We start from the raw sequence: 24,483 nt of genomic DNA on the forward strand, positions 1-24,483 counted from the left end.
TTTGCTGGAATCGATTGGCCATATCCCGCCTGCTGAAGCTGAAATGAATTACTATCGTCAACTTTCCGGTCAAGCCATCCCGGTCTGACTCACACCACGGGGCCTCTCAAAATCCCGGAACGGTTCAGACTCGTAGAGTTGCTCCCTTGTTTTTCATCTCAAGATGAATAACCTCAAAGTCTATCTCTTGCCGTCCAACTGACTCGGTCGCCCGTTGGAGTGGATAGAGTGCAACTTCCAGGGCCATATCATCAATCTCGCTTGTCAGTGGCCAGACTAAGCCAGCTTGCCGGAATCGTTCGCGGTATTCATTCACGGCAGTACGCCCTAATCCGGTGAATCGAGCCGTCTCTCGCGCTGACAAATTACGGTCATACAAGCACTTCAAAACTTCACGAATTTTTCTCATTGCCGCTCTCCGATTTGCCATTACCATCTCCCCGTGCCATTGCCGACCGAGTGGATTTTGTTGACTAAATGGTGAAACGAAGAAAGCAGCCGAAGACGCCATCGGAGGGCTTGACAGCTCCCGCCCGACGTTGTAGAGTGGAATCATCCTAATCCTTAGTAGAACGTTCCTGTTTCAGCAAAGCCTTCGCGCGAACGAGGGCTTTTTGCTTTCTAAGTCCTTTGATTAATCCATATACTCCCTGTCGAGACTAGTGCTGTTAAGGTGTTTAGCTCTGTAATTTTGGGCGCGAGCAGATGATCATCAATGCGACGCATCAGGCACCTACGCCAGAATTCGGCATGGTCTTTTTTAGGTTGCCCCAAAGAGAAGGTTCACAGATTTTTTGACATGAATGTTTAGTGTCTGCTATCGCATTCACAAAATTCCACAAAGAAGGGATTGACCCGCTGAGGACCTCGCGCGAGAATTCAATGGCAGTCGAAATTTGCAATCCCTAAGCGCACTGAGCCTTTCCCGCCCAGTGCGCTTTTCACTTCACGTCAGGCGTTTTCATCTCCTTTGAACTTAGAGGACCGGATACTAATCCAAATGCGATGGCTATTGCTCGGGACTGCCCCCGATAGCATTTGCGTTCTCCTGTAAGAACTGCATAGACCAAGCTCGGGTTGAACCCGTTTATAGCGGCCCACTGTGCAACGGTTAGTCCCGCATCTCGGATTTCTTGTTTAATTTTTTGCTCCGGAGTCATGTCGGGTTGATTTTCAGAGTCTCTCGCACTGTCGTCACATAAACGCACTTATACGCAATGACTTCAGGATGCCCCTTTCCTTCCTGAAAGTCAATATTCGGTGATGTTGCAGATTTCATGGTGTAAATTTTCACTTATCCACATTGTTGCAAATATTATTTCGATGGGATTGCAGTTGTGGAAATAATTATCTCTTGGCTTAGCGAGTGATTCATGGGAAGGGAGTCGTGGCAGCCTGCGAATGACTGTCGGTAGTGGCGTGTCGCACCGAAATTTGCGCCTATGCGCGCTCGCATAAATCGAGCGCATAGCATTTCTGCGTATCTTGAACTCCACTTTTAGCTTGATCGATCTTATCCTGATCCGCCTTCAATACTGGGACTCCTGGGCACGCACCGACTTGCGGACTAGCAATTATGATCAGCGTCCGGGAGGCCTGCGTATACCGTTTATGAAGGAAAAATTCCGAACTGGTGAACTGCGTGTGAAGTGATCGTGATGACAAAACTGACGGATGACGAAGAATACGCCTTCGATGAGTTGATGCAGACGGATCCAGAGGCCGTTCAGATATTCAGGGAATGCTGTGCAGAGATGTCGGATGAAGACCGTGAGCGCTTTACTCGATTTACCGAGCGCCTTGCAAGCCTGCTTGCCGGGCTGAATCCAACAAAAGACAGCTTTATCTGTACTAGCTCATACTTGAGCTGACGCACTGTGTCTGACTAAGACCGGCAGCATCCGCCCCATAGCGGACCTTTGAAATTAGCCTGTCTTTTTCTCTTTCCGATACATGGATAAGGGGCCGAAGGATAAAGCTATATTCCCTAAGCGACGGCCCAATACATTTTGTTTCCAATTAGCTGAATAGATTCGGCTCGAAGGATAACCAAATTCGCTTACAAGATTTGGATCTTTCAGTAAATCCCCGATCAAGTACCAGGCTTGCTGTGTATGGTCTTTTGCACCGTATAGCCAGATTTCACCAAGTGCTTTCGGCAATCTTAGCTTAGCTGGACAAAGTTCGTTTAAATCTCGATTGATGTGAATTGCGACAACTAAATCTTTCGAATCTTTAAGCCTTTCCTCGAGCTTATCCAATATATCTTGCAGTTGAACATTTGGATTTATGTTTGACGGAGGAAGCTCTTTTAACTGGACCGGCACCATGCTGGTGACATCACCAGTTTCGAATTTGGCGACTATGTCATAGTCCGATGATTCGAAAAGTGCGAAGGACACCTCTTGGCCGATTCGTGCACTCATACCATGGCAAAAAAGAGCAGCTTGACGCCCCTCTAAGTAAGGCTTCAACTTGTTAGTGCGCAATGCCGCAGTCTTATACGGCAGCTTGTCTAGCAGTCCGCTTCTCTCGATTCGTCTAAGCCCATCTAGGATAAGCTTGGGCCGATAGTAAGTGAGCTTTAGCCATTCACGGGGGAATTTTCCATTTCTCATAGCTAGAATCGCAATGTCCGCCTTTGGTCGATATCGATCCATTTAGGATGCATAGTCATCGCGGGTACTCATACATGACGTACGGGATTGCAATCCACTCGTCCATATAGTCTTGGGCGGCTATGATCCGCACGAATGCTCGAACCGGCATAGTCAAATCGCGAAGCAGAACTTTATGCATCTTGAGCAGAGCATCTAACCCAGAGACAAAGTAGTCCGGAGTGGTAATGAGCGCCAACTTCAATGCATCATTCTTCAGCGTGAAACAGCCTTGCTCTTCGCCCTGTACGTAGGTTTCAGTTCCGGGCACCCCTTGGGACTGCCTCGCCGTTAAAGTGCCAAGGGTGGCGGTCACCCAACCAAACTTTGAACACATATCCTTCTGTAAAACAGCGGTGTCGATCTCGCTCACCTGCTGTATCGTCGGCATTACGGTTGCAAGCATCTCCAGTGTAGAGATTGGAAACGTACGTGTCTCGATTGCACTCACCTCTGCAGAAAAGACGGGAATCGCCGCTCCCGCCTTTTTTCCTTGCGTTTTGGTGATCTGAGAACTTGGCGACTTGCCGGAAAAGATTTCGTACTTTCCTGCCACAAAATCTCTGTCAAGATAGACGAGCGCCGAATGGAGTTCATTGGTTAGCATAGTTAGCTGCATCACGGCTCCGGTAAAAATTCAGCGGCACAAACAGGCGCACGCCAGAGGCCAACACTAGTGTTAGTTTTTAATCAAAAAAGCTTTGTTCCAATCGTAAGGCCATAGGCCCGATGAAAGGCGGCTTTTGGCCGTTTGCGGCGTTGTTCAACTTTAACCAGCTTTAATGCGAGTGTGAAAGTGTCCGTCTTCTACAGCGCCCAAAAATAGAAAGTCACCACTATCGAAGCCTGATGCAGCCCCTTTGACGGACGAAAGGCTAGAGGCAAGCAGCCCCTCGTCTTGCAAGGCTTGAATCGCTGCAATCGCTCCATACGCTAACGCGAGGGGGGAGTTGCCAGACAGTCGTGCTGAAATTTTCAAATATTTTTTATTTTTTCAATAAACTCATCACTGAAAATTGGTAAATTTCCATCTTCTAATGCAATCGTCTGATAATGCAGAAAAAATTGCTTTGGTTCCTCTTTCAACAAGTTAAAAATCGCCATTTTCCCATCCTTTTTTACAATCGTGCTGGCCATTAGCCAACCTAAATCATAAGCCGTCTCATCAAAATTCTTATAGAACATCAAACCGTAAATGCGGTCATACGCTTGTTCGTCATTCGGAGGAGCAAATAACAACCGCCACCCCAACGTTTCGAACATGGTAACCAAGCTATGGATGCGGATAGCGTTGCGCTCGATGCCGATTTTCCTTTGTGCTGAATAGGGAGTTGGGGGTCTCTCCGCCACGGGATGCGTGAACAACTCAGCAGTTCCTTCTTGCACCAAATTGACGAGCAGATGGTTCATCCAAATTGGCCCGGTCTTTGAAGCCGGGCCTTGTGCCGTTGGCAATGATTCAGGCCGCATTATGTGGGCCTGCACAGCGTGGAACAGCTCATGCGCAACTGTCTCCCCAAGTTCCTGTACCGAGGCTTCAGAAAACGTCGCTAAATTTACATAGACGTCATCGGGAACATCATCGAACGTGAATCCATCCGAGTTGCTGCCAAATATGAAGTGCACATTGATGTGAGCACTGAATTCAGGCGGAACATAGTCTTTAATCTGACGCAAAACTTCTGCCGCCAGCGGTGCATACTTGCCATTATCGGTTCGCGTCAATTCACTCGTCAGCAATTGCGCAGAAGCGATTGCTTTTTTACTCTTCCGAAAACCTTTCAGATGAAGCAAAAGAGCGTCGCAATTATTCAAGCGCATTTTTTTAATCATTGCCTTCGCATCGGGCAACGTACAGAAATCGTTGAGAGCAGCCTCATCAAAATCGCCAGTGCTTACAGCCTTACTGACAATCCTAGCCGTCTCAAAATCGAAATTGAAATGAATACCTAGTTGAGTTGCACTCTGCTCGTCAGCAGCAATTGAGAACACAGAACTACAGAGCGCCAATAGAATCAGGACGACACGTACAAGACTCTTAAAAGAAAACATCTAGTTCTCCAATTTTAGGGATAGACATTAGCGCTCCGGCTTAATGTTTTGCGAACATCTACCGGCGGCTATTGGCCGAACTCGGACGACTGTGCTCAGAATAGCAGATTGCCAATCCGGAAATTTCACGAATTCCCACATCGAGCTAAAGACGTCCCGTTGAGAATATTCGCTTTGTTAGCCTTCGATAATACTAAGGCGTACATATGAAGATAAAAGGCGGTTTCACCGCCAAGACCTTCGCGAGTGAAATTCGCCTTTTTAAGCTAGGCCAATTCGTCTCTATCCCATTTTTCTCGGCAATTGGCTCTCGATGCAAGCTTACCAACCCATTCTTTTCGAATACAAAATCACCAATGTAGACACTCCTACCTGACGGAACCTCGAACGCTAAAAAGTCCCCTGAAAGTCGGGAGAGATGAAATGGGCTATATACGTAGTAGCCTGCAGGAACTTCAAAAGCGAAATACTTCAATTCACCAGGTTCAGGTGCGACGAAAGCTTCAGTGCGATTGAACTGAAAGCAGTTTCCTGTAATGTTCTGCTTTGCCAAGTCGTACTCAGCCAATTGAACCGAAAACTTAGAGTATTTCCAAGGACCCTCGACCTTCACTCCATAAATGACAACTGCGCGGCCGTCACGCGGAGTTTCGCCTGTGGGCAGCGCTTTAACCGCATTCATGGTGCAACCATTGAGTAACGATGCAAATACAAGGACCAAGACTAATTGAAGGATTCTTGTCATACCGTTTGAAATTATTGAATCGGTCTAGGTTGATATGGCCGCTCTTGGCCGTAGCCGGCCCCACTTAACGGGTTATGCCATGAAATTTATCCATGGCCTCACAATGAGACCTTGCCAACGGACCTAGCAACGGCCGCCAAAGTTCTGGTGCTATTTTTCGTTGATGCTGTAGTCCCTCAAGGAAGCCTGTCGCCACAACAGTTTGTATAGCCTCATTGCCTTCTGACAGAAGCTTTTCCACAACACCGAATAGCGCGTCGGACTGATCATAATCACCGCTCTGAAAGCGGTCGATCACCAGGCCGCAGAGTTGGTGCATCCATGGGAATGCCAAGAATTCTCCCCCCTCACCGATCCAGTCATCGGCAGCTGCGACGACTCGCTCTCGCAGTCCGGAATATGTGCGACACAATAACTGACGCATCTCTTCAAACTCAATCATTCACTGGCCTTAAAATTTTCTGCTGAGCCCAACAGTCCGCTGCTGGCCGCGAGCAGTAGCTTTAATTCAATATGCGGGGCAGCTCAAGTTTCCTTCTTTGCACACACTAAGTTCTTTTATTTCTTGCAAACGAATGGCAGTTTTCTCTGAAAGACATAAGTACCGAACCATTGGATAAACGCTGCCGCCCTCCACGCCGGAGCTCTCAAATTCACAAGAAGCATCTCTGAATTTTATCCATGCAAGCTGCGCATCTTTAAGCTGTTTTTTCTGAGATTCTCTGAGGCGAACGCGATATTCAGCATAAGCCGTATTTAGTTTTTTATCTTGCTCAGCGTAATCCTGTCTTGCACATGCCGTCATCTCGACTTGAGTTTTCGGGTCCTCGCAATTTGCAACCGCTGAGCGAAAAAATACGCAAAGAAGAGCGAAAACAATTTTTCTCATCATTTTCAACCGAAGTTATCCAATTAGAATTCTCGCTACCGGTATCTGTCTGCTATTGGCTGATTTCTGCCTATATGATAGAACTGCGTCATTGGGACGTTCGATATCAATATGTAAAATTCCGCATTTTCGGATTAATTCAACGTAGTTTCTTTCGCAGATCTAATACAGACCGCGATGTTATTTGCATCACCCTGTAAAGTCACTGCCCCCTTATTAGTAGGAAGTAAACCCTCAGCACTTCCAATAAGTACAAAAGGCAATTCGCCATGCCGACACAAAAGAGAAAATTCATTCCGGTTAACCGCGGAGGAGGTGACTTCATCCATATTGACTTGCTCGCTAATTTTGATCATTGAGGGTACATTGTTAGCTACCGGATAACCGCAGTAACCGAAGTGTACGGGGCGTCCGGTAAATGAAATTTTCCCCACTGGTAGGTCGATCTCCCCAGTTACATTTCCCTGTGCAACAAAAGGAATCAGTCCCGTTCCACATGTAATCCGTAAGCCATCAACATATGCAGATCCACCGTCTGTGGGAAGAATTATTCCTTGGTTGTCAGCGAAGGCAAATTGAGCGTTTAAGGCAATTGACATCAAAAGACAAACAATATGGCGGCTTCCAATCGTATTAAACTTATGTGAACTCATTTTGAATTAATGTTAGATGGCAGCTTCTGGCCGGATGCAGCGGTAACAACGAAAAACCGTTGATATCTCACTTCACAAAGTAACCAGAAACTTTCCAAATACCGTCCTCATTCAACATCGGAACAACGGTCTCGATAACTTCCGCTTTTTTCGTGTATTCACTAGCGTACTGAATCACAACATATTTCCCCGTGCGGGCTCCAGGTAGCTTTTCAGCGAAAGCGACAGAAACTACAGAGCGATTCTTCAAGTCGCCAATTGTTGTTCGGACCACCCTCAAGATGAACTCCCACTCCGCTTTTGTTACAGTCTGCTGAAAAACAGGAGCAGCTTGCTCCCAGGTTTCATCATAGTGACCAGCATCTGCTGATGTAAGCCATAGCTGCGCCGCTTGCGTTGCGTTTCGAATAACCTCATTGTTTTCGGCACAAACAGGTACGCAAATTATTGCAGAACCTATCAGCAATATCGAGAATAGCTTTCGCATGAGATTCCATTTACCAGGATGAGAGCAAATCAAAATCTTAACAGCTTGATATTGCAGAAAATGCGCAGTTTCTCACTTAGCTGACAGGCTGCTCTTGGCCGGATGAAGACACATGACACTGTCCAACCGTCCTCTTTCTACTACTGAATTGACGGAGTGTGTGGAATTCAATTGTTTAGATTTAGGCCGTAGACAATTATTAAGGGTGCCCCATTTCCACAAGTGTAATGCTAGGTGGTGAAGTGAGACGTACTCGCGCTCATTGATACGCATTATCTAAAATTGAAAATCTTGACTCAAAAAAATTCCTCTCTTGTCAACTGGAAAACTTTATTTACAGTTTTTAGCTGAAAACTGGAGTAAAAACAGAAAAATTATTGAATTCTATTCATCTTTTCGCTCTCTAAATAGCGATTCTAATTTACATGCCAGCACCCCTAGTAAAAATGATGTACCCACAATATTTGCATTCTCTTTGGTCATCCAACTAATGGTTACTATACTCAAAAGAATTGCTCCAAAAATTGAAAAGTATAAATTATGTTTCTTTTTCATATATTATTTTTTAATTTAATTTTCGCTAAAACTATAAAAATATTGTCCAATACAAATGCAATAATTTACAACTCGCACGCACCATAAATATTTTTCTTATAAAAGATTGAAATTGGTGTAAAAAGCAATTAAATAATATATTTTCCATACACGCAATATTATCTAAAGCTATTTTCAATCGATAAATAAAAAAACCATGCGATTAAGAAGAAAGGGGAGGTCTGCTATGGCAGATTTTTTCGCGGATGACAAAATAATACTATTTATGCCGCTCGTTATCAGAATGTAAAACTTTACCTCTCGGATTAGTTCAATATAGTTTCTTTTGCTGACTGAATGCAAACCGCGATGTTATTTTCATCACCCTGTAAAGTCACGGCGCCCTTATTAGTAGGAAGAAAACTATCGGCACTTCCAATAAGTACAAAAGGCAATTCGCCATACTGGCATAAAAGAGGCATTTCACTTCGATTAACCGCGAAGGAGGTGATTTCACGCATATTTAATTGCTCGCTAATATTGATCATTGAGGGTACATTGTTAGCCACTGGATAACCGCAGTAACCAAAGTGTACAGGACGTCCGGTGAATGAAACTTTCCCTAATGGCAAGTCGATCTCCCCAGTTACATTTTCCTGTGCAATAAAAGGAATCAGTCCCGGTCCACACGTAATCCTTAGGCCATCAACATATGCCGATCCACCGCCTGTGGGGAGAAGTGTCCCTTGGTTATCAGCGAAAGCAACCTGAGCGCTCGGGATAATTAGTGCCAAAAGACAAACGACATAGGTGCTTCCAAGTGTATCAGGCTTATTTGAACTCATATTGAATAAAGATTGAATGGCAGTTTCTGGCCGACCGCGGCTTTTATAGGGCTCAATATCAAATCGTAAGTTACCAAATAGATCTTAAAACTTTCATGCTATCAGACCAAAGTAGTGATATGGTAAGTAATCCAAAGGCAAATGGCATCGAATAAACCACAAGCGAAATTGGGGAGATTAGAAATGAAAGAATTAATAAACCTCTCTTTTCTTTTATCTTGGCTCTATGCTCTATAGCATCCTTGTCAACTTCGCTTTCGATTGCCCCCTCCATTCTGGCTACAATGAAGCACGCAAATGCGTAAAGTAATGCAAGCCCAAGAAAGCCTGGAATAAGGCTCGCACTCGATGGTTTTAGCTCTACACCAAGAATTTGTAGCTTTCCCAAATCGATATTCAGAAGCTTTGTGAATAGGCCCAGAGCAGAGAGGGCAAGTACTGTTTTGCCCAAGTCTACACTTTGAGCAGCAATCCCGTGTTTAGTGAAGGACACTTTTCTTCCTCTTTGTCTGATCTGTAAATATTGATCGTTAGTGGCCGGACTAAGCCATTCCATTTATTGCTCTATCATAGTCGGCTGACGCCGCTTCAAACAGGAACGAGCGTCGGCTACTGGCCGAACTCAGCCGATGGGGGCCTGCGTACTTAAAGCCAAGGGAAGTACTACCTCCAATGCATCGACCGAACTAATAATCGAGGCATACTCGCCATCCAGATTGGCCAGCGCCATGGCGTGAATATCTTCGGCGGAACGCTCTTTACTGTTAAAGTCGGTTTTCGCATACGCATACGTACCGTCGGAAACAACGAATGTTTTGAAGCCTAGGTTGCCTGCGGTTCGCGCGGTGCTCTCTACGGAGTTGTTTGTGCTTACTCCGACGATAATGATGCTTGATTCGCCTCGGGTATGCAGCCAGCGCTCAAGTCCTGTGTTAATGAAGGCATCGGGTACATTTTTCTCTACCACATGCTCGCACGCCAACGGCGACAGTGCTGGCTGAAACTCAACGCCCGGTTGGCCTGGCCAAAATGGCGAGCCGGGTGTCCTAGAGATGTGGCGCACATGAACCACGGGTGCTTTTCGATGGCGCCATTCCATGAGCAGTCGGGCAATCGTTTCCTCAGCGTTGTGATTATTCCGAACCTCAGCCTTGGGCCAAGTCATCCCAACTTGCATGTCAATAATTAAAAGAGTGGTCATATAAAATATCTGAGTACCTTGCACGCGCATAATCAGAGAAGTAAATGGCTGCCCTTGCGGGCAATTGCGCTTATTCGGTTCCGCCCCGCTTCTTCAACATATCAATCATTTCCGGTAATGGTGACCCAGTGCTAAGAAAGCTGGTCGGCGTTTTTCCCATCGCCCATGATAAAGGAGTTTTTCCCTCGTTGTCGCGGGCGTTAATATCAGCACCATTTGCGAGGAGTAGACCAACAGTGCTTTCCATGCCATTAAGTGCCGCGTAATGCAGTGGAGTTTCGCCATCGGCATTTCCTGCTTTCACGTCTGCACCGTGCTCCACTAGCACATTCACGATAGCAGGATGATTCTTGCGCACGGCCTGATACAAAGGGAAAGTACCGTTATATCCGCGTGCATTAACCTTTGCACCTCGGTCGAGTAGGAGCGTTACGATTTCGAGGTGATAGCCAAAATTACATGCGACCAACAATGGCGAGTTTCCGACCATCCCTTGCTGCTCAATATCAGCTCCAGCATCCAGCAGTAGCCGAATAACTTTAAGTCCTTCAGAAATGTTGTCGTTGTTCGAACTCACTATTACAGCAGTGACTAACGGTGGAAATCCACTGTTGTCTAGCGCTGTCACTGGCGCACCTGACTTTAGAAGGGCGCGTACGGCATCGACGTCGGTGTTTTTAATAGCGCGATTCAATTGCTCTGATACGCTCGGTTGGGCACTAATGTGAGCCGTTAGCAACATCAGTAATAGGCCGCAAAGCAATCTGAAAAACTTCATTTCGACTCCAATTTGATCTGTGCAGCAAAAAATAAATAAAAAGGAGAAGTTCGGCACCTGTCTGCTATTGGCCGCGAACGGTCTGATGCGCTCATGCTTGGATAACTTGCTCAGACACCGCAGACATAGTACCCGTTGTTCAATTTTCCATGTTGAGACTTTTGCCAGAAGAAGACGTCATCTTTACCCTTTGCGGTAAAGCGCTTTCCTTGACAGAGAGCGGTTACATTGCCAAGTCCTGTAGGTGGTTTTTCAGCACAAGCCGCTCGCCAAGTCACAAGCGGCGAAATGGCCTCTAGGCTGATGCCGACACTATGAGACTGATTAATCTCGTTCGCCAGAACTTGACAGTTATTGAGCATCTTTTTTTCAAGGTCACTCTCACTTTGCGCAAAAACCGAGCCCCAGGCTGCCGTGAGAAAGAGAGCCGAGCAAACTTTGATTAACATCTTTCCCCCAGAAACTAGATTTTCTCGTAGCTGCGCTTGGCCGAACGCTGCTGATGGAGCTGAGGATAACATTTGGCTCATCAGAAAAATCCTCGAATTCTCACATTTGGCCGAGTAAGCCGCGAAGCCAATATTGACATTAAATTCATTGGTCATATTTTTGCAAGTTACGAAAAACGAGTATAGTGACGCAACCAACGATTTGAATTACAGCGCTACCAATCCATAACCAATAGCCTGCTCCATAGCCAACTATTTTAGAATAGGTGGGAGCTTCACTAGAGACGACAGTCGATTGGAAGAAGAAACTAATCATCAACAAGAGCGCGATAATTGCAGCCAGCGCCGAAGAGCGGTATCTGCTTTGGAACATTGATATCCACGCGTAGAACAGAATGGGATTTGCTAGCCAGGTATAAGTTCCTGTTGTTATCCCTAACCAACCAAAGACTAGCAATCCCCAAGCTTGAGACCATGCAAGCGGGTTTGGCCCATCAATATAGTAACCGTCATTCAATAGACAAATACAGAAGAGACATACGCTCACCAGTAAAGTGGATTTCGTTATATGCCTAAAAAATCCATGCATAGCTCTATTTTCACAAACATAATCAAGGGCCGCTATTGGCCGAATACTGTCAAATTTTCTCAGCCGTATGGGACAGCATTACTTGTGCAATTTCTGACACTTCCGTTGCCAAGTCAATTTTGAACGGTGTATTGTCTGAGCTAGCGATGACTAAGCAGCGTCCATCCTGTCCCGTCAGCCTAATTCCTGCCAAGACCTTTACCACATTAATATTTGATTGCGGTGCTGCTCCGAGCACAGCTGCAAACTGGGTAGAATGCGGTCCGGAACCCATGAACTCTGAACTGTTCATCGAGGGCTCCAGCCACTCCTCTCGCCACAATAATTCGCTCGACTTTACCGTAAATGGTACCTCTAGCTGTGTCCATGAGAAGGCGTAATCCTGACCTAACTCATACAGGCAAATCGGGAATACCTCGAACCATTTCCCCACCGTGACTTCTTCAACGGCAAAATTTATCACCTCATCTTTATCGAGCCGAAGCGCGGCGAAACTATACTCTGCGTAGAGGGCCCCAATCGTGCGCCCCTCAAGATTTGTAGAGCTGTCATAGCATGTCACTATTTTTGAATAGGGCATTCAGTTGCCTTCATTTGACATCAACAGGTAAGACATAAAAGACGAGTGTCCGAAAATGGCCGCAAACAGTCTATCGGTCCGTTCTAAGATCACAGCAGGCGTTACTGGCACATTTGCCCCCTACTACTATCTTGGCCACGAGACGTTGACCACTAAACCAGGAGTAGCCCGCTGTAAAGTAGCTGTTGCGACTTCCGGAGAAACCATTTCCTCCGGTCGCAGCATATTTGTTCCGAGCCCGGTTGACTCTGAAATGAAACCGCTGTTCTCGATAAAAGTGGTCATCTGCTTACCTTCGTAAAGGTAGAGGACAATGAACTTGATGGCTTCAGGATTGTAAACAATGCCATTATGCGTAAATTTATTTTTAGATGCGGAAAGGGCTGGGCGATATTTTCTTACCAAATACCTGGGAGCCTTAAATAGTGGCTTACATTTGTGCCTCCCATCTGGAAGCACCAGAAATAAATCAATGTTGGGTTTACCAGGTTTATGAGGTATTACCCATTTCTCTCCCTTGAGAGTTAGAAAGGAGTAAGGCTCAGGAACAACTCGGATGGCTTCATAAGCTTTCAGTATCAAAGGTTCTTGAAAAGTGTGGAGATCGATTTCAACACCTCCGCATTCTGCGATAATACCTCTAATTATTACCGGCCGATCTTTCCTGTTTACGAGAACAACGGAACTAATTCGTTCTCCTATACTGCTAACACTCCACACGTAGGAGAATGAAACGCCAGTACCTATTTTCTTGACTGCAAGGTAAAAGCTAAATGGAAAAATAGCTAATCCTGGCACAAGTTTTAAGAATTCCTGAAAAGAGAAAATAAGATCGCAAGCCATTTCGATGTTCTACAAATCTACTTATCAATCGTTCACAATGGGCAGATATTGGCCGATAGGTGAATTACGACACTGTTGTACTTAGTGGCGTCGAACAAGCCATATGTACGCATTGACGAATCCCTATACACAAAAAGCCAGCCGGTGCGCCCAGACCGCAACGAGTTCTTTTCGAAGGTCAGCCTTGTCTTTATTGTAATACTGTACGCCAAATCTCCCGCTCGGCTTTTCACTTTCAAGAATTTTTTGCATTTTTTCAAAGAGCTCCACGACATCCCCGTTTTTCGAAAAACCGGCTAGATCTCTCCAAAACATTGGGTCAATCCACATCTCACCATTGAAGTCGGCCAACACCTCGCTTTGAACGTGCCGGTCCGAGACGGTCTTATCTGCTTCAAAATTGCGTCGGTGATTAACCAAGCCAGGATGGCAATCGCCCAGAATTTTTATGAGGGAAGGCTCAAACAATGCGATATCAACCTGTTCGCCTGCATGCCACATTTCATGCCCGATAGTCCAAAGCACGTGCTCGTGCAGAGTGGGATAAGAAACGAAAGCCACGCCGTTAATCGCCATACCATTGATGATATTTCCACTTTGATCAAACCGCATAGTTTCGACAATGTGCATTCTGTAACCTAGTGCTTTGCAGATCTTATATGCAACTGCCACATCGTTCGGCATACACACACTATGTTTTACGAGCCGCATTCCCTCTCGTTCCAACGACTCGTTAAACGTGCGAACATCGCGTATAGCAGCGGCGACTTCCGTTTCGGCAAGAAGCATAGTCTTCAATCCATTGTTCCTATAGACGGTTTATGTAGATTTTCCCAAGTGTGAGAGCCGACATACCGAAAATGTGTCCATTCCTCAGTATAAAGCTCGCGCACGGTCCGCTTGTGGCCGGATGCTGTCTACATGATCAGAATAGCATCTTGCCTGCTTGCAAAGTTCACGATTTGTCACGACCAGACGGAAGTCGCCCCGCAGCAGCCACTTGCAAATTTACGTCGCACAGATGAGCATGAGTACTAGAACGCTGCCTAGCTGGCGTTTAGTGTATTGCTCCGCATATATCCGGTTAGCAGACCATGTGCAACATCCGGCATACCACGCGCATGCGCGAGCTTCGCCATCGGGTGAGCATCGTAAGGCACTGAAATGAGCGCTGCTAGCCATTGTCCGTTGCGCTGTTCGAGGATGGCGTAGCGCGCATCGGGTGACCCAGTCTAGATGTTATGAGGATATGGATAATCGTCCGCGTAAGCCGGTTGACCTACGCTACTGGGATTGGCAATCAGTGTTCCACACTCTGCTCGGACTGACCGTGCAATATGGCTATGTCCACACCCGATAACGTTGGCCTGAGCATCGCCGAGGCGTTCGTTAATTTCATTCGATGTTGCCGCACGTTCTGCCGTCTGCAGAAAGGTTGTGCAGTCACTATGGAGGTAGCCTAGTGGTTCATTAAAAGGGAGCAATTGAGAAGGCTTCGACATCCGACGCTTGGTGATTAACGAAATTCAGCGTGCAGAGTTCGATTACGTTGACGGAACCAGACTAGTCACTTCGTAGGCCATCAAGCATTTTGTTTTCGACCAACAGAAGCATTTGGGAAGCAGAAATTCCAAGTGCATGAGCCAACTTGAAGATGACACGGATGCTAGGCTGATTCACTCCTCGTTCGATCAGGCTAACGAAGTTTCGCTCGATCTCAGCTGAGAACGCCAGTTGCTCTTGCGACAACCCGGCCTCTCGCCGTAGCCCCCGAAGAACTTGACCGAATGCGACACCTGGATCCAAACATTTCTCCCAATATATTGGTAGAAATGGTGAGCTTGGGCTATCATTTGGTCTTCATAATATATTGGTAATTTGAGTGAATTTTTCCAAAAAATTACCAAAAATCTCCTTAGCCAGCACTATGAAAGAATCGATGAAGAATCTGGGCGACCTGAAATCACTCTTTTTGGCATGTGCGCTGCTGTTATCTGGCTGCGTTACCGCGACTAAACCCGTTCCGGTCGATGCCGTTACATTCTTCTCCTCCTCGTCCAATGACACCGTAACTGCTATTGAAGTTGCAAAGGACATTGCGTCGATTCTCCCTGACTTAAGCAAGTACCCCCGCTTTCCGCAAACGACTGTCGACTCTATCGGAGTCACTCACAAGACCGGGATAATCGCAACGGCAATCGGCGAAAAGGTCATCATCGAATATAGAACCTATTATTGGTCACGATCGGGTTCCAGCATGACAGAAGCGGTAACGTCATCGCTGTGCGAATTGGCAATTCTCCCTGATAAGGATGCTCCTGGAAAATTTTCCATAACTTCTTCGTCAGTGAGCGAAAAACCCGGTTTTCTTTTGCTTCATATTCCATTAAAACCGTTTGCTACGAGCGATCAAATTGCTGCAGACATAGCCCGTTCGCTTTCATTATTAGGGCCTAAGTTAGAAGCGTTGATCATGGCTCGTGACGAGAGAAATGCTAAGCTCAAGCTAATAGTGAACAATCGGCTTGCAGCAGAAAATTTTGTTCAAGACCAAGCTCGTCTTCAGCGAAAAAAAATATTAGATGAAGCGGTTAACTTTCGGACTACTATGAAGATCGGAGTTGAAACAAATTGCGGGCCGATAGTTGATATTAAATCTGACATGGTCAAGGTTTACTTTCCAGTCAAAAATTACGGTACCGAGCAATGGATTCGTAGGGACGAAATATTTCCGCCATCAGCGCCTTGTCGATTTGTAGATGGCAAGTACCAACTCCCATAAAATTATTCCACATAGCATGATTTTTTTCGCAACAACGAAAAAAAATTCTACCTATTATTTTTCTGCAGTACTGTATAGCCTAATGAAAAAATTCTTAATTTGTTCTTGTGATGAATCAGTTGTTGACTATCCACCAAGTTTTGTAATTGCCGAGACAGAAGACAAAGCAATGCAAAAATTTTTACGTGAAGTATATTCAAAAAATGACATATTCCGCAGTAGTGTCCTAGATCTAGCAGCCAATATGACATTTGTTGAGCAATTTTATTTCAGCAACGAGCGCGAATGTCGCAGATTTGACAATAAAAAGAAGGTTGTTGCTGAAAAAGAAATTGTAAAAAATCGAGTTGAGAGATTTTTTTCAACCAACCCAAATCTTGGAAAATTATTTGTTCGATATATGGAAACCAGAGACGCCAGTCTTATAAGTGACGACGTCTTTGAATTCATTGCAACTTCAGAGTCAAAAGAAAGGCACGGCCACGTCGCCCTTGATGTCGATTTTTTAAATACAGTGTAAATTATAAAAATTGTATTTTAATATACGTAAGAATATAAGCCAGAGCCGGTTCTAAACGACCGGTCACTATTACTCCGAAACGGGCTATGCTTAGCACTCGTATTCCTTTTCGCACAACTTATCCAACGCGCTCTTGAATTCCTGCCGCGACGGTAAGCCCTGCAGTTTCTCCCAAATATTCTTGTAGACAATGCTCTAAGCCTAGTTTTGCAGGGGCTGCTCATCATAGGCATCGAAAGTAACTGCTGCTCCACGGCGGCGTTGATCGGTGGGGCAGCCCTCCAGATAAAGAACACGCTCGAAAAATCTCCATGTGGCAATATAAAATTAAGGGGCTTGTCAATAACTCAAAAGACTAAAGTTGCAAGGAAGAATCTCTGGCGACACAGAACAGTATTGGGCTAGCAAGGATCCGGAATTTAAGCTTTACTGGGGGCTTGCACGACAAGCTCTCACATGATGGCTGCGACTTAAGACAATAGATGGTGGCGTTCTATGAGAATAGGTGGCGGCTGCGACGCGATTATTCAAGGAACTTCCGGCTTGTAGCAGGAGTCGGTGGCTTGCCCAAGAACATGTGGCATGCTTCAGAAAGGCTGGCCCCTTTGGTGCAAGAATGAATGGCCGCGTTAAAGCAGGAATCAATGGCCGATCAGGTAAGAATACGCAGTTGGGCACTGTTCTTCAGCGAAAATGGTATTTTTCATGGTACTTAGAGGCATGTTATTTATAAGTCATTGAATATAAAAGAATTTAAATAGCTGTTGATAATAGAGTGGGAATAAGCCAGTTTTTTACTCGCTAATCTGATCGAGTTAACGGAATGCCATTGATGATCTTGGTTGTATCATCAATGGCATTTTTCATGGCATGAGGTGTTGCTTGCGCCAGAGCGCGTAAAAAAGCTTCTGTAGCGTGCTTTTTGAAATTGGTATATGATGACCATCATGCAAAAGAAGAACACCAAGCAGAAGTCGCTAAACCGTAAGGAAGAAACGCACGAGCGTATTCTAGAGGTTGCGGCGCGTGCCATTCGCCGCACCGGCTATAGCGGTACGGGGGTCGCCGACATCATGAAAGAGGCCGGTCTGACCCATGGCGGCTTCTACGCGCACTTCGATTCCCGGGATGCCCTGCTGGCAGAAGCCGGGGATCGCGCAGGTGCCGAGTCAGTAGCGCTGGCGGCGCGCGTGGCAGCGGCGGCTCCACCAGGGCTTGCTTTGCAGGCCATGATGCAGGCTTATTTGTCTCCGGAGCACCTGGCGGCGATTGAAACCGGGTGCCCCGTCTCGGCCTTGGGATCGGAAATGCCCAGGCAAGCGCCGGAGGTACGGCGGGCGGCGACCATCCACATTAAGGAAATGATAGATTTATTTGCGCGTCAATTGCCGAATTGGGGCCAGCCCCAGGCGCATGAGCAGGCAATGGCGCTGGTGTGCGGTTTGATCGGTACGACAATGTTGGCGCGTGCTGTAGACGATCCAAAACTGTCGCAAGCGTTGTGCGCCGCCGCGCTAAACCAGTTTGCGCTGATTGCCGAATCTAAGCGTGCGTAGGCGGTTTTTTTTAACAATAAATATGATGATCATCATATTTTGTGTTTGATCCTGAGAGGAAGCTGTATGAACAAGATTGCATTGGTAACCGGCGCCTCGTCCGGCATTGGTGAAGCAACTGCAACTCGCCTGTCCGAGGCTGGTTTTAAGGTCTACGGAAGCAGCCGCCGTGGTGCTCACGGGCCGAAGAAGGGGTACGAGATGCTTAGCCTCGATGTGACCAGCGACGCTTCGGTGCAAGCTGCCGTCGCGGCGGTGGTCGCGCAGGAAGGGCGCATCGATCTGCTGGTTAACAATGCGGGTTTCGGCGTGGCGCCTGCCGCTGCCGAAGAAAGCTCGCTGGAACAGGCGCAGGCGGTCTTCGATACGAACTTTTTCGGCGTGGTCCGCATGACGCGCGCCGTGCTGCCCCATATGCGGACGAGGGGGGAGGGCCGCATTCTCCACATCGGTTCTGTGCTGGGTTTCCTGCCGATGCCCTATGGTGCTTTATACGCTGCCAGCAAGCATGCTATCGAAGGCTATTCCGAGTCGCTGGACCACGAATTGCGCGACTGGGGCATCCGTTCCATCGTGATCGAACCGGCGTACACCAAGACGCCCTTCGATGCCAACCTGCTGCAAGCGGACGCCAAGCTGAATGCCTATGACAAAGTGCGCAATGCAGTAACACTTCGGGTGCAGCAGGCGATGGCTGGCGCCGAGGGACCGGACGTGGTCGCGGCAACGGTGTTGCTGGCCGCTCAGGCAAGTAAGCCGAAACTGCGCTATACCGCCGGCTCCCTGGCAAAGCGGCTGCGCTTGTTGCGCTCGTTCGCGCCGGCAGGCCTGGTGGATGCAGGATTGCGCAAGGACTTAAGCCTGGCATAGCCTGCCACAGGTATCTGGCACTTTTTCACCATTCACCATTCACCATTCATCAGGAAACAAAAACAATGAAAGCACTAGTCTTGCAACGCTACGGCAGCGTAAAGAACTTTGTGTTCGCGGACCTGCCCAGGCCTGCCGTCAAGCCGGATGAGATTCTGGTCCGTGTTCACGCGGCGGGTCTCAATCCGATTGATAACATGATCGCTACGGGGAGCTTCAAACCCATTATCAGGCTCCAGCTGCCAGCGACCATGGGCAGCGATCTCGCTGGCGTCGTGGTGGAAACCGGGAGCCGGGTAACCCGCTTTAAAGTTGGCGACGCAGTATTTGCCAGCACCTTTGACCTAGGCGTCGGCGCCCTTGCCGAGTACGCAGCGCTGCCTGAGCAGGTGGCAGCGCTGAAGCCGGACGAGCTGGACTTTGTTCAGGCCGCTTCGATACCAATGGTGGGACTCACTTCGTGGCAAGCCTTAGTTGAACGGGCCCAGCTGCAGCCCGGCCAGAAGGTGTTCATTCCCGCAGGCGCCGGCGGCATCGGCAGCTTTGCCATCCAGTTGGCAAAGCTGCTGGGGGCCAAGGTGGCCACGACGACCAGCACGGCCAATGTGGAATTAGTGCGTCAGCTCGGCGCTGACGAAGTAATCGACTATAAAAAAGAAGAATTTGAAGCGCGGTTGCGCGATTACGACGTGGTTGTTGCAACGCTGCGCGGTGGCGAGCTGGAAAAATCGCTGCAGCTGGTTCGGCCAGGCAGCCAGATCATATCTTTGATCGGCCCGCCGGATGCCGCATTTGCGCGCAAGCGCGGGATGAATTTCCTGATGAGGTGGGTATTCGGTCTGCTGAGCGGCAAGATCATCCGGCTTGCGAAACAGCGCAATGCCAGCTACTCCTTCCTGTTCGTGCGTCCAGATGGCCAGCAATTGGACGAGATCGGCCGTCATCTTGCAGCGTCACGACTGCGTCCTGTCGTTGATAGGATATTCCCATTCACTCAGGCTAGAGAGGGGCTGGCATACCTCGAACAAGGCAGGGCGAAAGGCAAGGTGGTTGTGCAGCTCGTGGCGGCAAGCTCGGAAAGGTAGACCATGCTGGTGGCCGTACTGGCTCGCCTGAACTGCAACAATCTCCATAGGGTATTTTTCATGGTATGGAAAATGTGCGGGTTTTGCCCGTGCCTGACGTGCCCCATAATTCCTCGGCGCTCAGCACGTAATCCGGATTATGGGCGAGGCGTTGAACTGCCAGGTCGATGAATGCCCGCGCGCGTGCTGGCTGTGAGGTTTTGCTGCCAAAATAAACGAAATAGCTGGCGAAGTCAGGCATGTGATCGAGCAGAACCGGAATCAATTGACCGGCGCGGATGTATGGCGCCGCCGTTACGCCCGCGAGCTGCCCAAGCGCCTTGCCGGCAAGTACAGCCTGGAGCTCGAATATCTCGTCATTGCTGCAGATCGCCGGTACCACTGGCTGGTCTACAGTTTGCTCACCGAGCTTAACGTGCCACGGCACGACTTTTCCTGTGCCCGGATGCCGGAACGCACTGCAGCGATGGCGCGCCAGTGCAGCCAGCGATTCCGGTACCCCGTGCCGTTCGAAGTAGGCTGGCGCGCCACAAATGACCATTTGTAGCGGAAACAGCCGGCGAGCAATCACCCCTTCGTGGGGAGATGCGCTCAGGCGGAACCCTACATCGATGCGGTCTTCCACCCAGTTCCCAACACGATCTTCCAGCAGGATATCGGGCTGTATGTCCGGGTAAATTTCGCAGAACTCTTCGACCAGACGCCAGAGTATCGGCTGGAACGTGGTGCGTGGCCCGGCAATGCGCAGGGGGCCTGCGAACTCGTCCTTTGCAGTGCGGGCGCTTAACAGCGCACGTTGCATACTGAGGACGGCGGGTTGTACATCGTCAAGCAGTCGCTGCCCTGCATCGGTCAATGACATCACACGCGTCGTGCGATGGAATAGGCGCGCATCCAGATGAGACTCCAGCTGAGCGAGCGCTTTGCTCGCTGCCTGAGGGCTGATTCCCAGCTCCTGCGCCGCCTTGCGCAGGCTGCCCAATTCTGCGGCCTTGATGAAGGTTGTGATGGAGCGAAGTTCATTGATGGCCATAGGTAGCCCTCCCTTCGGTGATTATCATCAATTTGATGCGGATGAATCAAGCGATTTGTCACTATTCAGATGTTAGTCCTTGGTCTACAGTGAATTCCGACAAACATCGAAAGGATAGGTCCATGCAATACGTCACCCTGAACAACAAAATTCAAATGCCTGTCGTTGGCTATGGCGTTTTCCAGATTGCCGACGTCAATGAATGCCAGCGCTGCGTCATCGATGCCATCGAAACCGGTTACCGGCTCATCGACACCGCCGCCTCCTATATGAATGAAGAGGCGGTCGGCAAGGGACTGCGTGCCAGCGGTGTGCCGCGTGAAGATCTTTTCGTGACTAGCAAACTCTGGGTGCAGGAGACCGGCTACGAACGCACGCAGCGGGCCATAGAGAAGTCGCTGCGCCAGCTGCAGCTCGACTATCTGGACCTCTACCTGATTCATCAACCCTTTGGCGACGTTCATGGTTCATGGCGTGCCATGGAAGACGCCTACCGCGCGGGCAAGCTTCGCGCCATCGGTGTCAGCAATTTCCAGCCAGACCGCTTGATGGACATCGTGGCGTTCAATGAGATTGCGCCCGCAGTCAACCAGATCGAGGTCCATCCTTTCCAGCAGCAGCTGGAGAGTGCCGCGTTCATGCAGGAGATAGGCGTACAGGGTGAAGCCTGGGCTCCGTTCGCGGAAGGACGCAATGGCCTGTTCCAGAACGAAGTATTGCAGGCCATCGCCTCGCGTCATGGCAAAACGGTAGGCCAGGTTGTGCTGCGATGGCTGCTGCAGCGTGGCATAGTGTCGCTGGCGAAGTCGGTGCGCAAGGAGCGCATGGCCGAGAATATCGCCATCTTTGACTTCGAACTGGATGAGACCGATATGGCTTGCATCCTGGCGCTAGACACCAATACGAGCAGCTTCTTCTCGCACCGCGATCCGGCTATCGTCAAGTGGATGTCCGAACGTAAGCTCGGCATCTGAGCGCTGGCCATGAGTAAGCCTATGGCCCCTGTGCCGGCGCAAACCGCTAACCCGGTGCTGGCTATCATCGTGGCCAGCTACCTGATGATCGTGGTCGACATTTCCATCGTCATCACTGGCCTGCCCCGTATTCAGGCTAGTCTCGGCTTTCATGCCGCCCAGCTCTCGTGGGTAACCAATGCCTATACGCTGACGTTTGGCGGTTTGCTGTTACTAGGTGCCCGTGCTGGCGATATTCTGGGCCGGCGCCGCATGTTCATCTGGGGCCTCTGCCTGTTCACACTGGCTTCGGTGGCGATAGGCCTGGCGCAGTCAATTGTATGGCTGCTCACAGCCCGTGCCTTACAGGGGGCCGGTGCAGCGGTTCTGGCACCGTCCACGCTGGCTTTGTTGTCTAGTCACTTTGCTGAAGGGCCGGAGCGCAATCGTGCAATGTCGATGTATGCGGCAGCGGCAGGCGTGGGGGCTACGCTGGGCCTGGTGTTGGGCGGCTTGTTTGCCGATCTGGTCTCGTGGCGAGCCGGATTCTTCATCAATCTTCCCATCGGCCTTGCGCTGATCGTTGCTACCAGGCGGTATATCGTCGAGACGCCTATGCGGCCTGGCCGTTTTGATATAGGCGGCGCAATTTGCTCGACCATGGGAATGAGCGCACTGGTGTTCGGCCTCGTACGCGCTGCGGAGGCTGGCTGGAATGACGTCCTAACGCGGTCGGCCATCTTGGCCGGCATGGTCCTGATTACCGTATTCGTACTAATCGAGCGACGTATCGCTCAACCTATCCTGCCATTGCGCTTGCTGGCCAGCCGCGAGCGCGCGGGTGCCTACCTGGTGCGCATGCTCTTTCTCGGCGGTGCCGTGGGCTTCTGGTTCTTCACCACGCAGTTTCTGCAGGGCGTGCTGCATCTGCGGCCTATGCAGGCGGGCATTGCCTTTCTGCCCGTAACACTACCCAACTTCGCCTCGGCCATGGCGGTACCCGGCTTAGCGCGACGCTTCGGCAACGGCGCGCTGATTATCGCAGGCTTGTCGCTGGGCGTTGCTGGCCTGCTCTGGCTAGGGCGGGCCGATGCCGCAGCGGCGTATTGGACGAGTGTTGCGCCGCCCATGCTACTGATCGGACTAGGTCAAGGTTTGCTGCTGGGCCCCTTGACTGCGGCTGGTGTGGCTGGTGTCGCTCGCGACGATGCCGGCGCGGCATCGGGCCTGGTTAATGTTGCGCACCAACTTGGCGGGGCATTGGGACTCGGTTTGCTGGTACTCGTCTTTGCTGGTGCAGCGCCTGCCGGTGCTCATGACAGCCTCGCGCTGGCGGATCGGATATCAGCGGTCATGGACGCTGCTGGCCTATTGCTTGTGCTAGCGCTGATCACGGCGTGGACGCTGATTGTCTCGCCGCGCGGCAAAGTGAAGCCCAGGCATCCGGCAGCACTATCATGAAAAACTGTGCTGATATGCACGCCGTCCCAGCTGCTACTATATTACGGTAATTATCATTTTATCTGGACCAGGAGTGCCGTCGTGTACGTTAGTGAACAAAACGCCATCCGTGCACTCTGCCGGAAGCTGTTACTGATCGCGGCGGCTTTGCTGTCGCTACCGGCATGCGCGGCGCCGGAGGGCGAGTTGCTGCAGCTTGCGTCACGGCCGAACGTCAGCCTGCCCTTGTTTTGGCGGCCCCAGCCCGGTGCCACAGCCACCTTGCTGCTGCTGCCGGGTGGTGGCGGCGGAATCGGGCCACGCAAAGACGACGGCTGGCCGGGCGGCAGAAATTTCCTGATACGTAGTGGCCAGTTATTTGCCCAGCAAGGCTTTAATATCGCCATGTTGTCGCACCCGTCGGATGTGCCGGACCTGAGCTATGCATTCCGTACCAGTGCCACGCATCTCAGGGATCTGCATGCGGCGCTGGTCCAACTGAAAGCACTTTCGGACCGGCCCATCTGGGTAGTCGGCACCAGCCGCGGTTCGATTTCCGCCACTGCACTCGCCATTGCCGAGCGTGATACACACCTGATCGATGGCCTGGTGCTGACCTCCAGCGTCACCAGCGTCAAAAAGAGTGGCGCGGTGCCCGGCCAGGACCTGAGCCAAATCCGCATACCGGTGCTGGTTATGCACCATGAATACGATGCCTGTCCAGTCTGTCAACCGCAGGATGTGCCGCTCATTATGGCTGGCCTGAAGCATGCGCCGGTGAAGAAATTTTTGCTCGTAAACGGCGGCAGCAATCCTGCCGGCAGTGTCTGCGAAGCCGAACATTGGCATGGCTACATCAACATGGAAGCCGAAGCCGTCACTTTGATTGCCAGCTGGATCAGGCAGCCCGCAGCATCGCCTTAAGCACGGCAACACTTTAAA

General features: G+C 49.4%; 31 protein-coding genes. 9 read left to right on the forward strand and 22 right to left on the reverse strand.

The features are described 5' to 3' along the window. Nucleotides 1–124 precede the first annotated feature (124 nt). Both GTP27_RS08780 and GTP27_RS24260 read right to left on the reverse strand, forming a co-directional pair. On the reverse strand, nucleotides 125–409 hold the full coding sequence (locus GTP27_RS08780) for a hypothetical protein (protein ID WP_161038814.1): 285 nt from the start codon (nucleotides 407–409) through the stop codon (nucleotides 125–127). Between the two features lie 532 nt (nucleotides 410–941). Further along, nucleotides 942–1,160 (reverse strand): DNA-binding protein, encoded by a 219-nt coding sequence (locus GTP27_RS24260; protein ID WP_161038815.1) that lies wholly within the window; start codon nucleotides 1,158–1,160, stop codon nucleotides 942–944. Nucleotides 1,161–1,658: 498 nt separating this feature from the next. Here GTP27_RS24260 and GTP27_RS08790 point away from each other — a divergent pair, with 498 nt between their 5' ends. Then, nucleotides 1,659–1,871 (forward strand): hypothetical protein, encoded by a 213-nt coding sequence (locus GTP27_RS08790; protein ID WP_161038816.1) that lies wholly within the window; start codon nucleotides 1,659–1,661, stop codon nucleotides 1,869–1,871. A 54-nt stretch (nucleotides 1,872–1,925) separates the two neighbouring features. Here the strand turns inward: GTP27_RS08790 and GTP27_RS08795 are convergent, their stop codons facing one another. The 19 genes from GTP27_RS08795 to GTP27_RS08890 all read right to left on the reverse strand — a co-directional run bounded on the left by GTP27_RS08795 (nucleotide 1,926) and on the right by GTP27_RS08890 (nucleotide 15,108). Beyond that, nucleotides 1,926–2,660, reverse strand: a complete 735-nt coding sequence (locus GTP27_RS08795; protein ID WP_161038817.1) for a hypothetical protein — start codon at nucleotides 2,658–2,660, stop codon at nucleotides 1,926–1,928. Between the two features lie 13 nt (nucleotides 2,661–2,673). Further along, a complete protein-coding gene (locus GTP27_RS08800; RefSeq protein WP_161038818.1) occupies nucleotides 2,674–3,264 on the reverse strand; it encodes a hypothetical protein in 591 nt (196 codons plus the stop codon). A 368-nt stretch (nucleotides 3,265–3,632) separates the two neighbouring features. After that, nucleotides 3,633–4,709, reverse strand: a complete 1,077-nt coding sequence (locus GTP27_RS08805) for a DUF5700 domain-containing putative Zn-dependent protease (RefSeq protein WP_161038819.1) — start codon at nucleotides 4,707–4,709, stop codon at nucleotides 3,633–3,635. A 193-nt stretch (nucleotides 4,710–4,902) separates the two neighbouring features. Beyond that, nucleotides 4,903–5,391 carry a hypothetical protein gene (locus tag GTP27_RS08810; RefSeq protein WP_161038820.1) on the reverse strand — a complete coding sequence of 163 codons (489 nt, stop codon included), beginning with the start codon at nucleotides 5,389–5,391 and terminating at the stop codon, nucleotides 4,903–4,905. Nucleotides 5,392–5,518: 127 nt separating this feature from the next. After that, a complete protein-coding gene (locus tag GTP27_RS08815) occupies nucleotides 5,519–5,896 on the reverse strand; it encodes a DUF7674 family protein (RefSeq protein WP_161038821.1) in 378 nt (125 codons plus the stop codon). A gap of 66 nt (nucleotides 5,897–5,962) precedes the next feature. Continuing rightward, nucleotides 5,963–6,346 (reverse strand): lysozyme inhibitor LprI family protein, encoded by a 384-nt coding sequence (locus GTP27_RS08820; RefSeq protein WP_229633601.1) that lies wholly within the window; start codon nucleotides 6,344–6,346, stop codon nucleotides 5,963–5,965. Nucleotides 6,347–6,477: 131 nt separating this feature from the next. Further along, nucleotides 6,478–6,996 (reverse strand): hypothetical protein, encoded by a 519-nt coding sequence (locus GTP27_RS08825; protein ID WP_161038823.1) that lies wholly within the window; start codon nucleotides 6,994–6,996, stop codon nucleotides 6,478–6,480. Nucleotides 6,997–7,063: 67 nt separating this feature from the next. Then, nucleotides 7,064–7,483, reverse strand: coding sequence for a DUF4019 domain-containing protein (locus GTP27_RS08830; RefSeq protein ID WP_161038824.1), 420 nt, complete (start codon nucleotides 7,481–7,483; stop codon nucleotides 7,064–7,066). Nucleotides 7,484–7,867: 384 nt separating this feature from the next. Beyond that, the gene (locus tag GTP27_RS08835) at nucleotides 7,868–8,038 is read right to left on the reverse strand and encodes a hypothetical protein (protein ID WP_161038825.1); all 171 of its coding nucleotides are present in this window, start codon (nucleotides 8,036–8,038) and stop codon (nucleotides 7,868–7,870) included. A 305-nt stretch (nucleotides 8,039–8,343) separates the two neighbouring features. After that, complete coding sequence (locus GTP27_RS08840; protein ID WP_161038826.1) at nucleotides 8,344–8,862, reverse strand: hypothetical protein; 519 nt, start codon at nucleotides 8,860–8,862, stop codon at nucleotides 8,344–8,346. A 70-nt stretch (nucleotides 8,863–8,932) separates the two neighbouring features. Further along, nucleotides 8,933–9,355: a hypothetical protein gene (locus tag GTP27_RS08845; protein ID WP_229633572.1), complete on the reverse strand. Its 423-nt coding sequence runs from the start codon at nucleotides 9,353–9,355 to the stop codon at nucleotides 8,933–8,935. 129 nt (nucleotides 9,356–9,484) lie between these two features. Then, the gene (locus tag GTP27_RS08850) at nucleotides 9,485–10,063 is read right to left on the reverse strand and encodes a cysteine hydrolase family protein (RefSeq protein WP_161038828.1); all 579 of its coding nucleotides are present in this window, start codon (nucleotides 10,061–10,063) and stop codon (nucleotides 9,485–9,487) included. A gap of 70 nt (nucleotides 10,064–10,133) precedes the next feature. Further along, nucleotides 10,134–10,841 carry an ankyrin repeat domain-containing protein gene (locus GTP27_RS08855; RefSeq protein ID WP_161038829.1) on the reverse strand — a complete coding sequence of 236 codons (708 nt, stop codon included), beginning with the start codon at nucleotides 10,839–10,841 and terminating at the stop codon, nucleotides 10,134–10,136. Nucleotides 10,842–10,951: 110 nt separating this feature from the next. After that, complete coding sequence (locus tag GTP27_RS08860; protein ID WP_161038830.1) at nucleotides 10,952–11,446, reverse strand: hypothetical protein; 495 nt, start codon at nucleotides 11,444–11,446, stop codon at nucleotides 10,952–10,954. Further along, nucleotides 11,436–11,807: a hypothetical protein gene (locus GTP27_RS08865; RefSeq protein ID WP_161038831.1), complete on the reverse strand. Its 372-nt coding sequence runs from the start codon at nucleotides 11,805–11,807 to the stop codon at nucleotides 11,436–11,438. Before GTP27_RS08865 ends, GTP27_RS08860 begins: the two co-directional genes overlap by 11 nt. A gap of 121 nt (nucleotides 11,808–11,928) precedes the next feature. Further along, nucleotides 11,929–12,459, reverse strand: a complete 531-nt coding sequence (locus GTP27_RS08870; protein WP_161038832.1) for a hypothetical protein — start codon at nucleotides 12,457–12,459, stop codon at nucleotides 11,929–11,931. A gap of 126 nt (nucleotides 12,460–12,585) precedes the next feature. After that, nucleotides 12,586–13,302 carry a hypothetical protein gene (locus GTP27_RS08875; protein ID WP_161038833.1) on the reverse strand — a complete coding sequence of 239 codons (717 nt, stop codon included), beginning with the start codon at nucleotides 13,300–13,302 and terminating at the stop codon, nucleotides 12,586–12,588. A 123-nt stretch (nucleotides 13,303–13,425) separates the two neighbouring features. Further along, entirely contained in the window at nucleotides 13,426–14,100 is a 675-nt protein-coding gene (locus tag GTP27_RS08880; protein WP_161038834.1) for a hypothetical protein, read from the reverse strand. Nucleotides 14,101–14,865: 765 nt separating this feature from the next. Then, complete coding sequence (locus GTP27_RS08890; protein WP_161038835.1) at nucleotides 14,866–15,108, reverse strand: helix-turn-helix domain-containing protein; 243 nt, start codon at nucleotides 15,106–15,108, stop codon at nucleotides 14,866–14,868. Nucleotides 15,109–15,184: 76 nt separating this feature from the next. Between GTP27_RS08890 and GTP27_RS08895 the strand changes: the two genes are divergently transcribed. From GTP27_RS08895 to GTP27_RS08915, 5 genes are all read left to right on the forward strand, one after another. Next, entirely contained in the window at nucleotides 15,185–16,084 is a 900-nt protein-coding gene (locus tag GTP27_RS08895; protein ID WP_161038836.1) for a hypothetical protein, read from the forward strand. A gap of 82 nt (nucleotides 16,085–16,166) precedes the next feature. Further along, nucleotides 16,167–16,604, forward strand: coding sequence for a hypothetical protein (locus tag GTP27_RS08900; protein WP_161038837.1), 438 nt, complete (start codon nucleotides 16,167–16,169; stop codon nucleotides 16,602–16,604). 935 nt (nucleotides 16,605–17,539) lie between these two features. After that, nucleotides 17,540–18,160, forward strand: coding sequence for a TetR/AcrR family transcriptional regulator (locus GTP27_RS08905; protein WP_161038838.1), 621 nt, complete (start codon nucleotides 17,540–17,542; stop codon nucleotides 18,158–18,160). 66 nt (nucleotides 18,161–18,226) lie between these two features. Beyond that, the gene (locus tag GTP27_RS08910) at nucleotides 18,227–19,030 is read left to right on the forward strand and encodes an oxidoreductase (RefSeq protein WP_161038839.1); all 804 of its coding nucleotides are present in this window, start codon (nucleotides 18,227–18,229) and stop codon (nucleotides 19,028–19,030) included. Nucleotides 19,031–19,095: 65 nt separating this feature from the next. Then, on the forward strand, nucleotides 19,096–20,115 hold the full coding sequence (locus tag GTP27_RS08915) for an NADP-dependent oxidoreductase (RefSeq protein WP_161038840.1): 1,020 nt from the start codon (nucleotides 19,096–19,098) through the stop codon (nucleotides 20,113–20,115). Between the two features lie 58 nt (nucleotides 20,116–20,173). Here GTP27_RS08915 and GTP27_RS08920 read toward each other — a convergent pair whose 3' ends face one another. Beyond that, complete coding sequence (locus GTP27_RS08920) at nucleotides 20,174–21,148, reverse strand: LysR family transcriptional regulator (protein WP_161038841.1); 975 nt, start codon at nucleotides 21,146–21,148, stop codon at nucleotides 20,174–20,176. Nucleotides 21,149–21,270: 122 nt separating this feature from the next. Here GTP27_RS08920 and GTP27_RS08925 point away from each other — a divergent pair, with 122 nt between their 5' ends. From GTP27_RS08925 to GTP27_RS08935, 3 genes are all read left to right on the forward strand, one after another. Further along, the gene (locus GTP27_RS08925; RefSeq protein WP_161038842.1) at nucleotides 21,271–22,122 is read left to right on the forward strand and encodes an aldo/keto reductase; all 852 of its coding nucleotides are present in this window, start codon (nucleotides 21,271–21,273) and stop codon (nucleotides 22,120–22,122) included. Between the two features lie 9 nt (nucleotides 22,123–22,131). Beyond that, nucleotides 22,132–23,562, forward strand: a complete 1,431-nt coding sequence (locus GTP27_RS08930) for an MFS transporter (RefSeq protein ID WP_161038843.1) — start codon at nucleotides 22,132–22,134, stop codon at nucleotides 23,560–23,562. A gap of 81 nt (nucleotides 23,563–23,643) precedes the next feature. Then, nucleotides 23,644–24,465, forward strand: coding sequence for an alpha/beta hydrolase (locus tag GTP27_RS08935; protein WP_161038844.1), 822 nt, complete (start codon nucleotides 23,644–23,646; stop codon nucleotides 24,463–24,465). Nucleotides 24,466–24,483: the final 18 nt, after the last annotated feature.

This window comes from Duganella qianjiadongensis, assembly GCF_009857915.1.
GTDB classification, from domain to species: domain Bacteria; phylum Pseudomonadota; class Gammaproteobacteria; order Burkholderiales; family Burkholderiaceae_D; genus Rugamonas; species Rugamonas qianjiadongensis.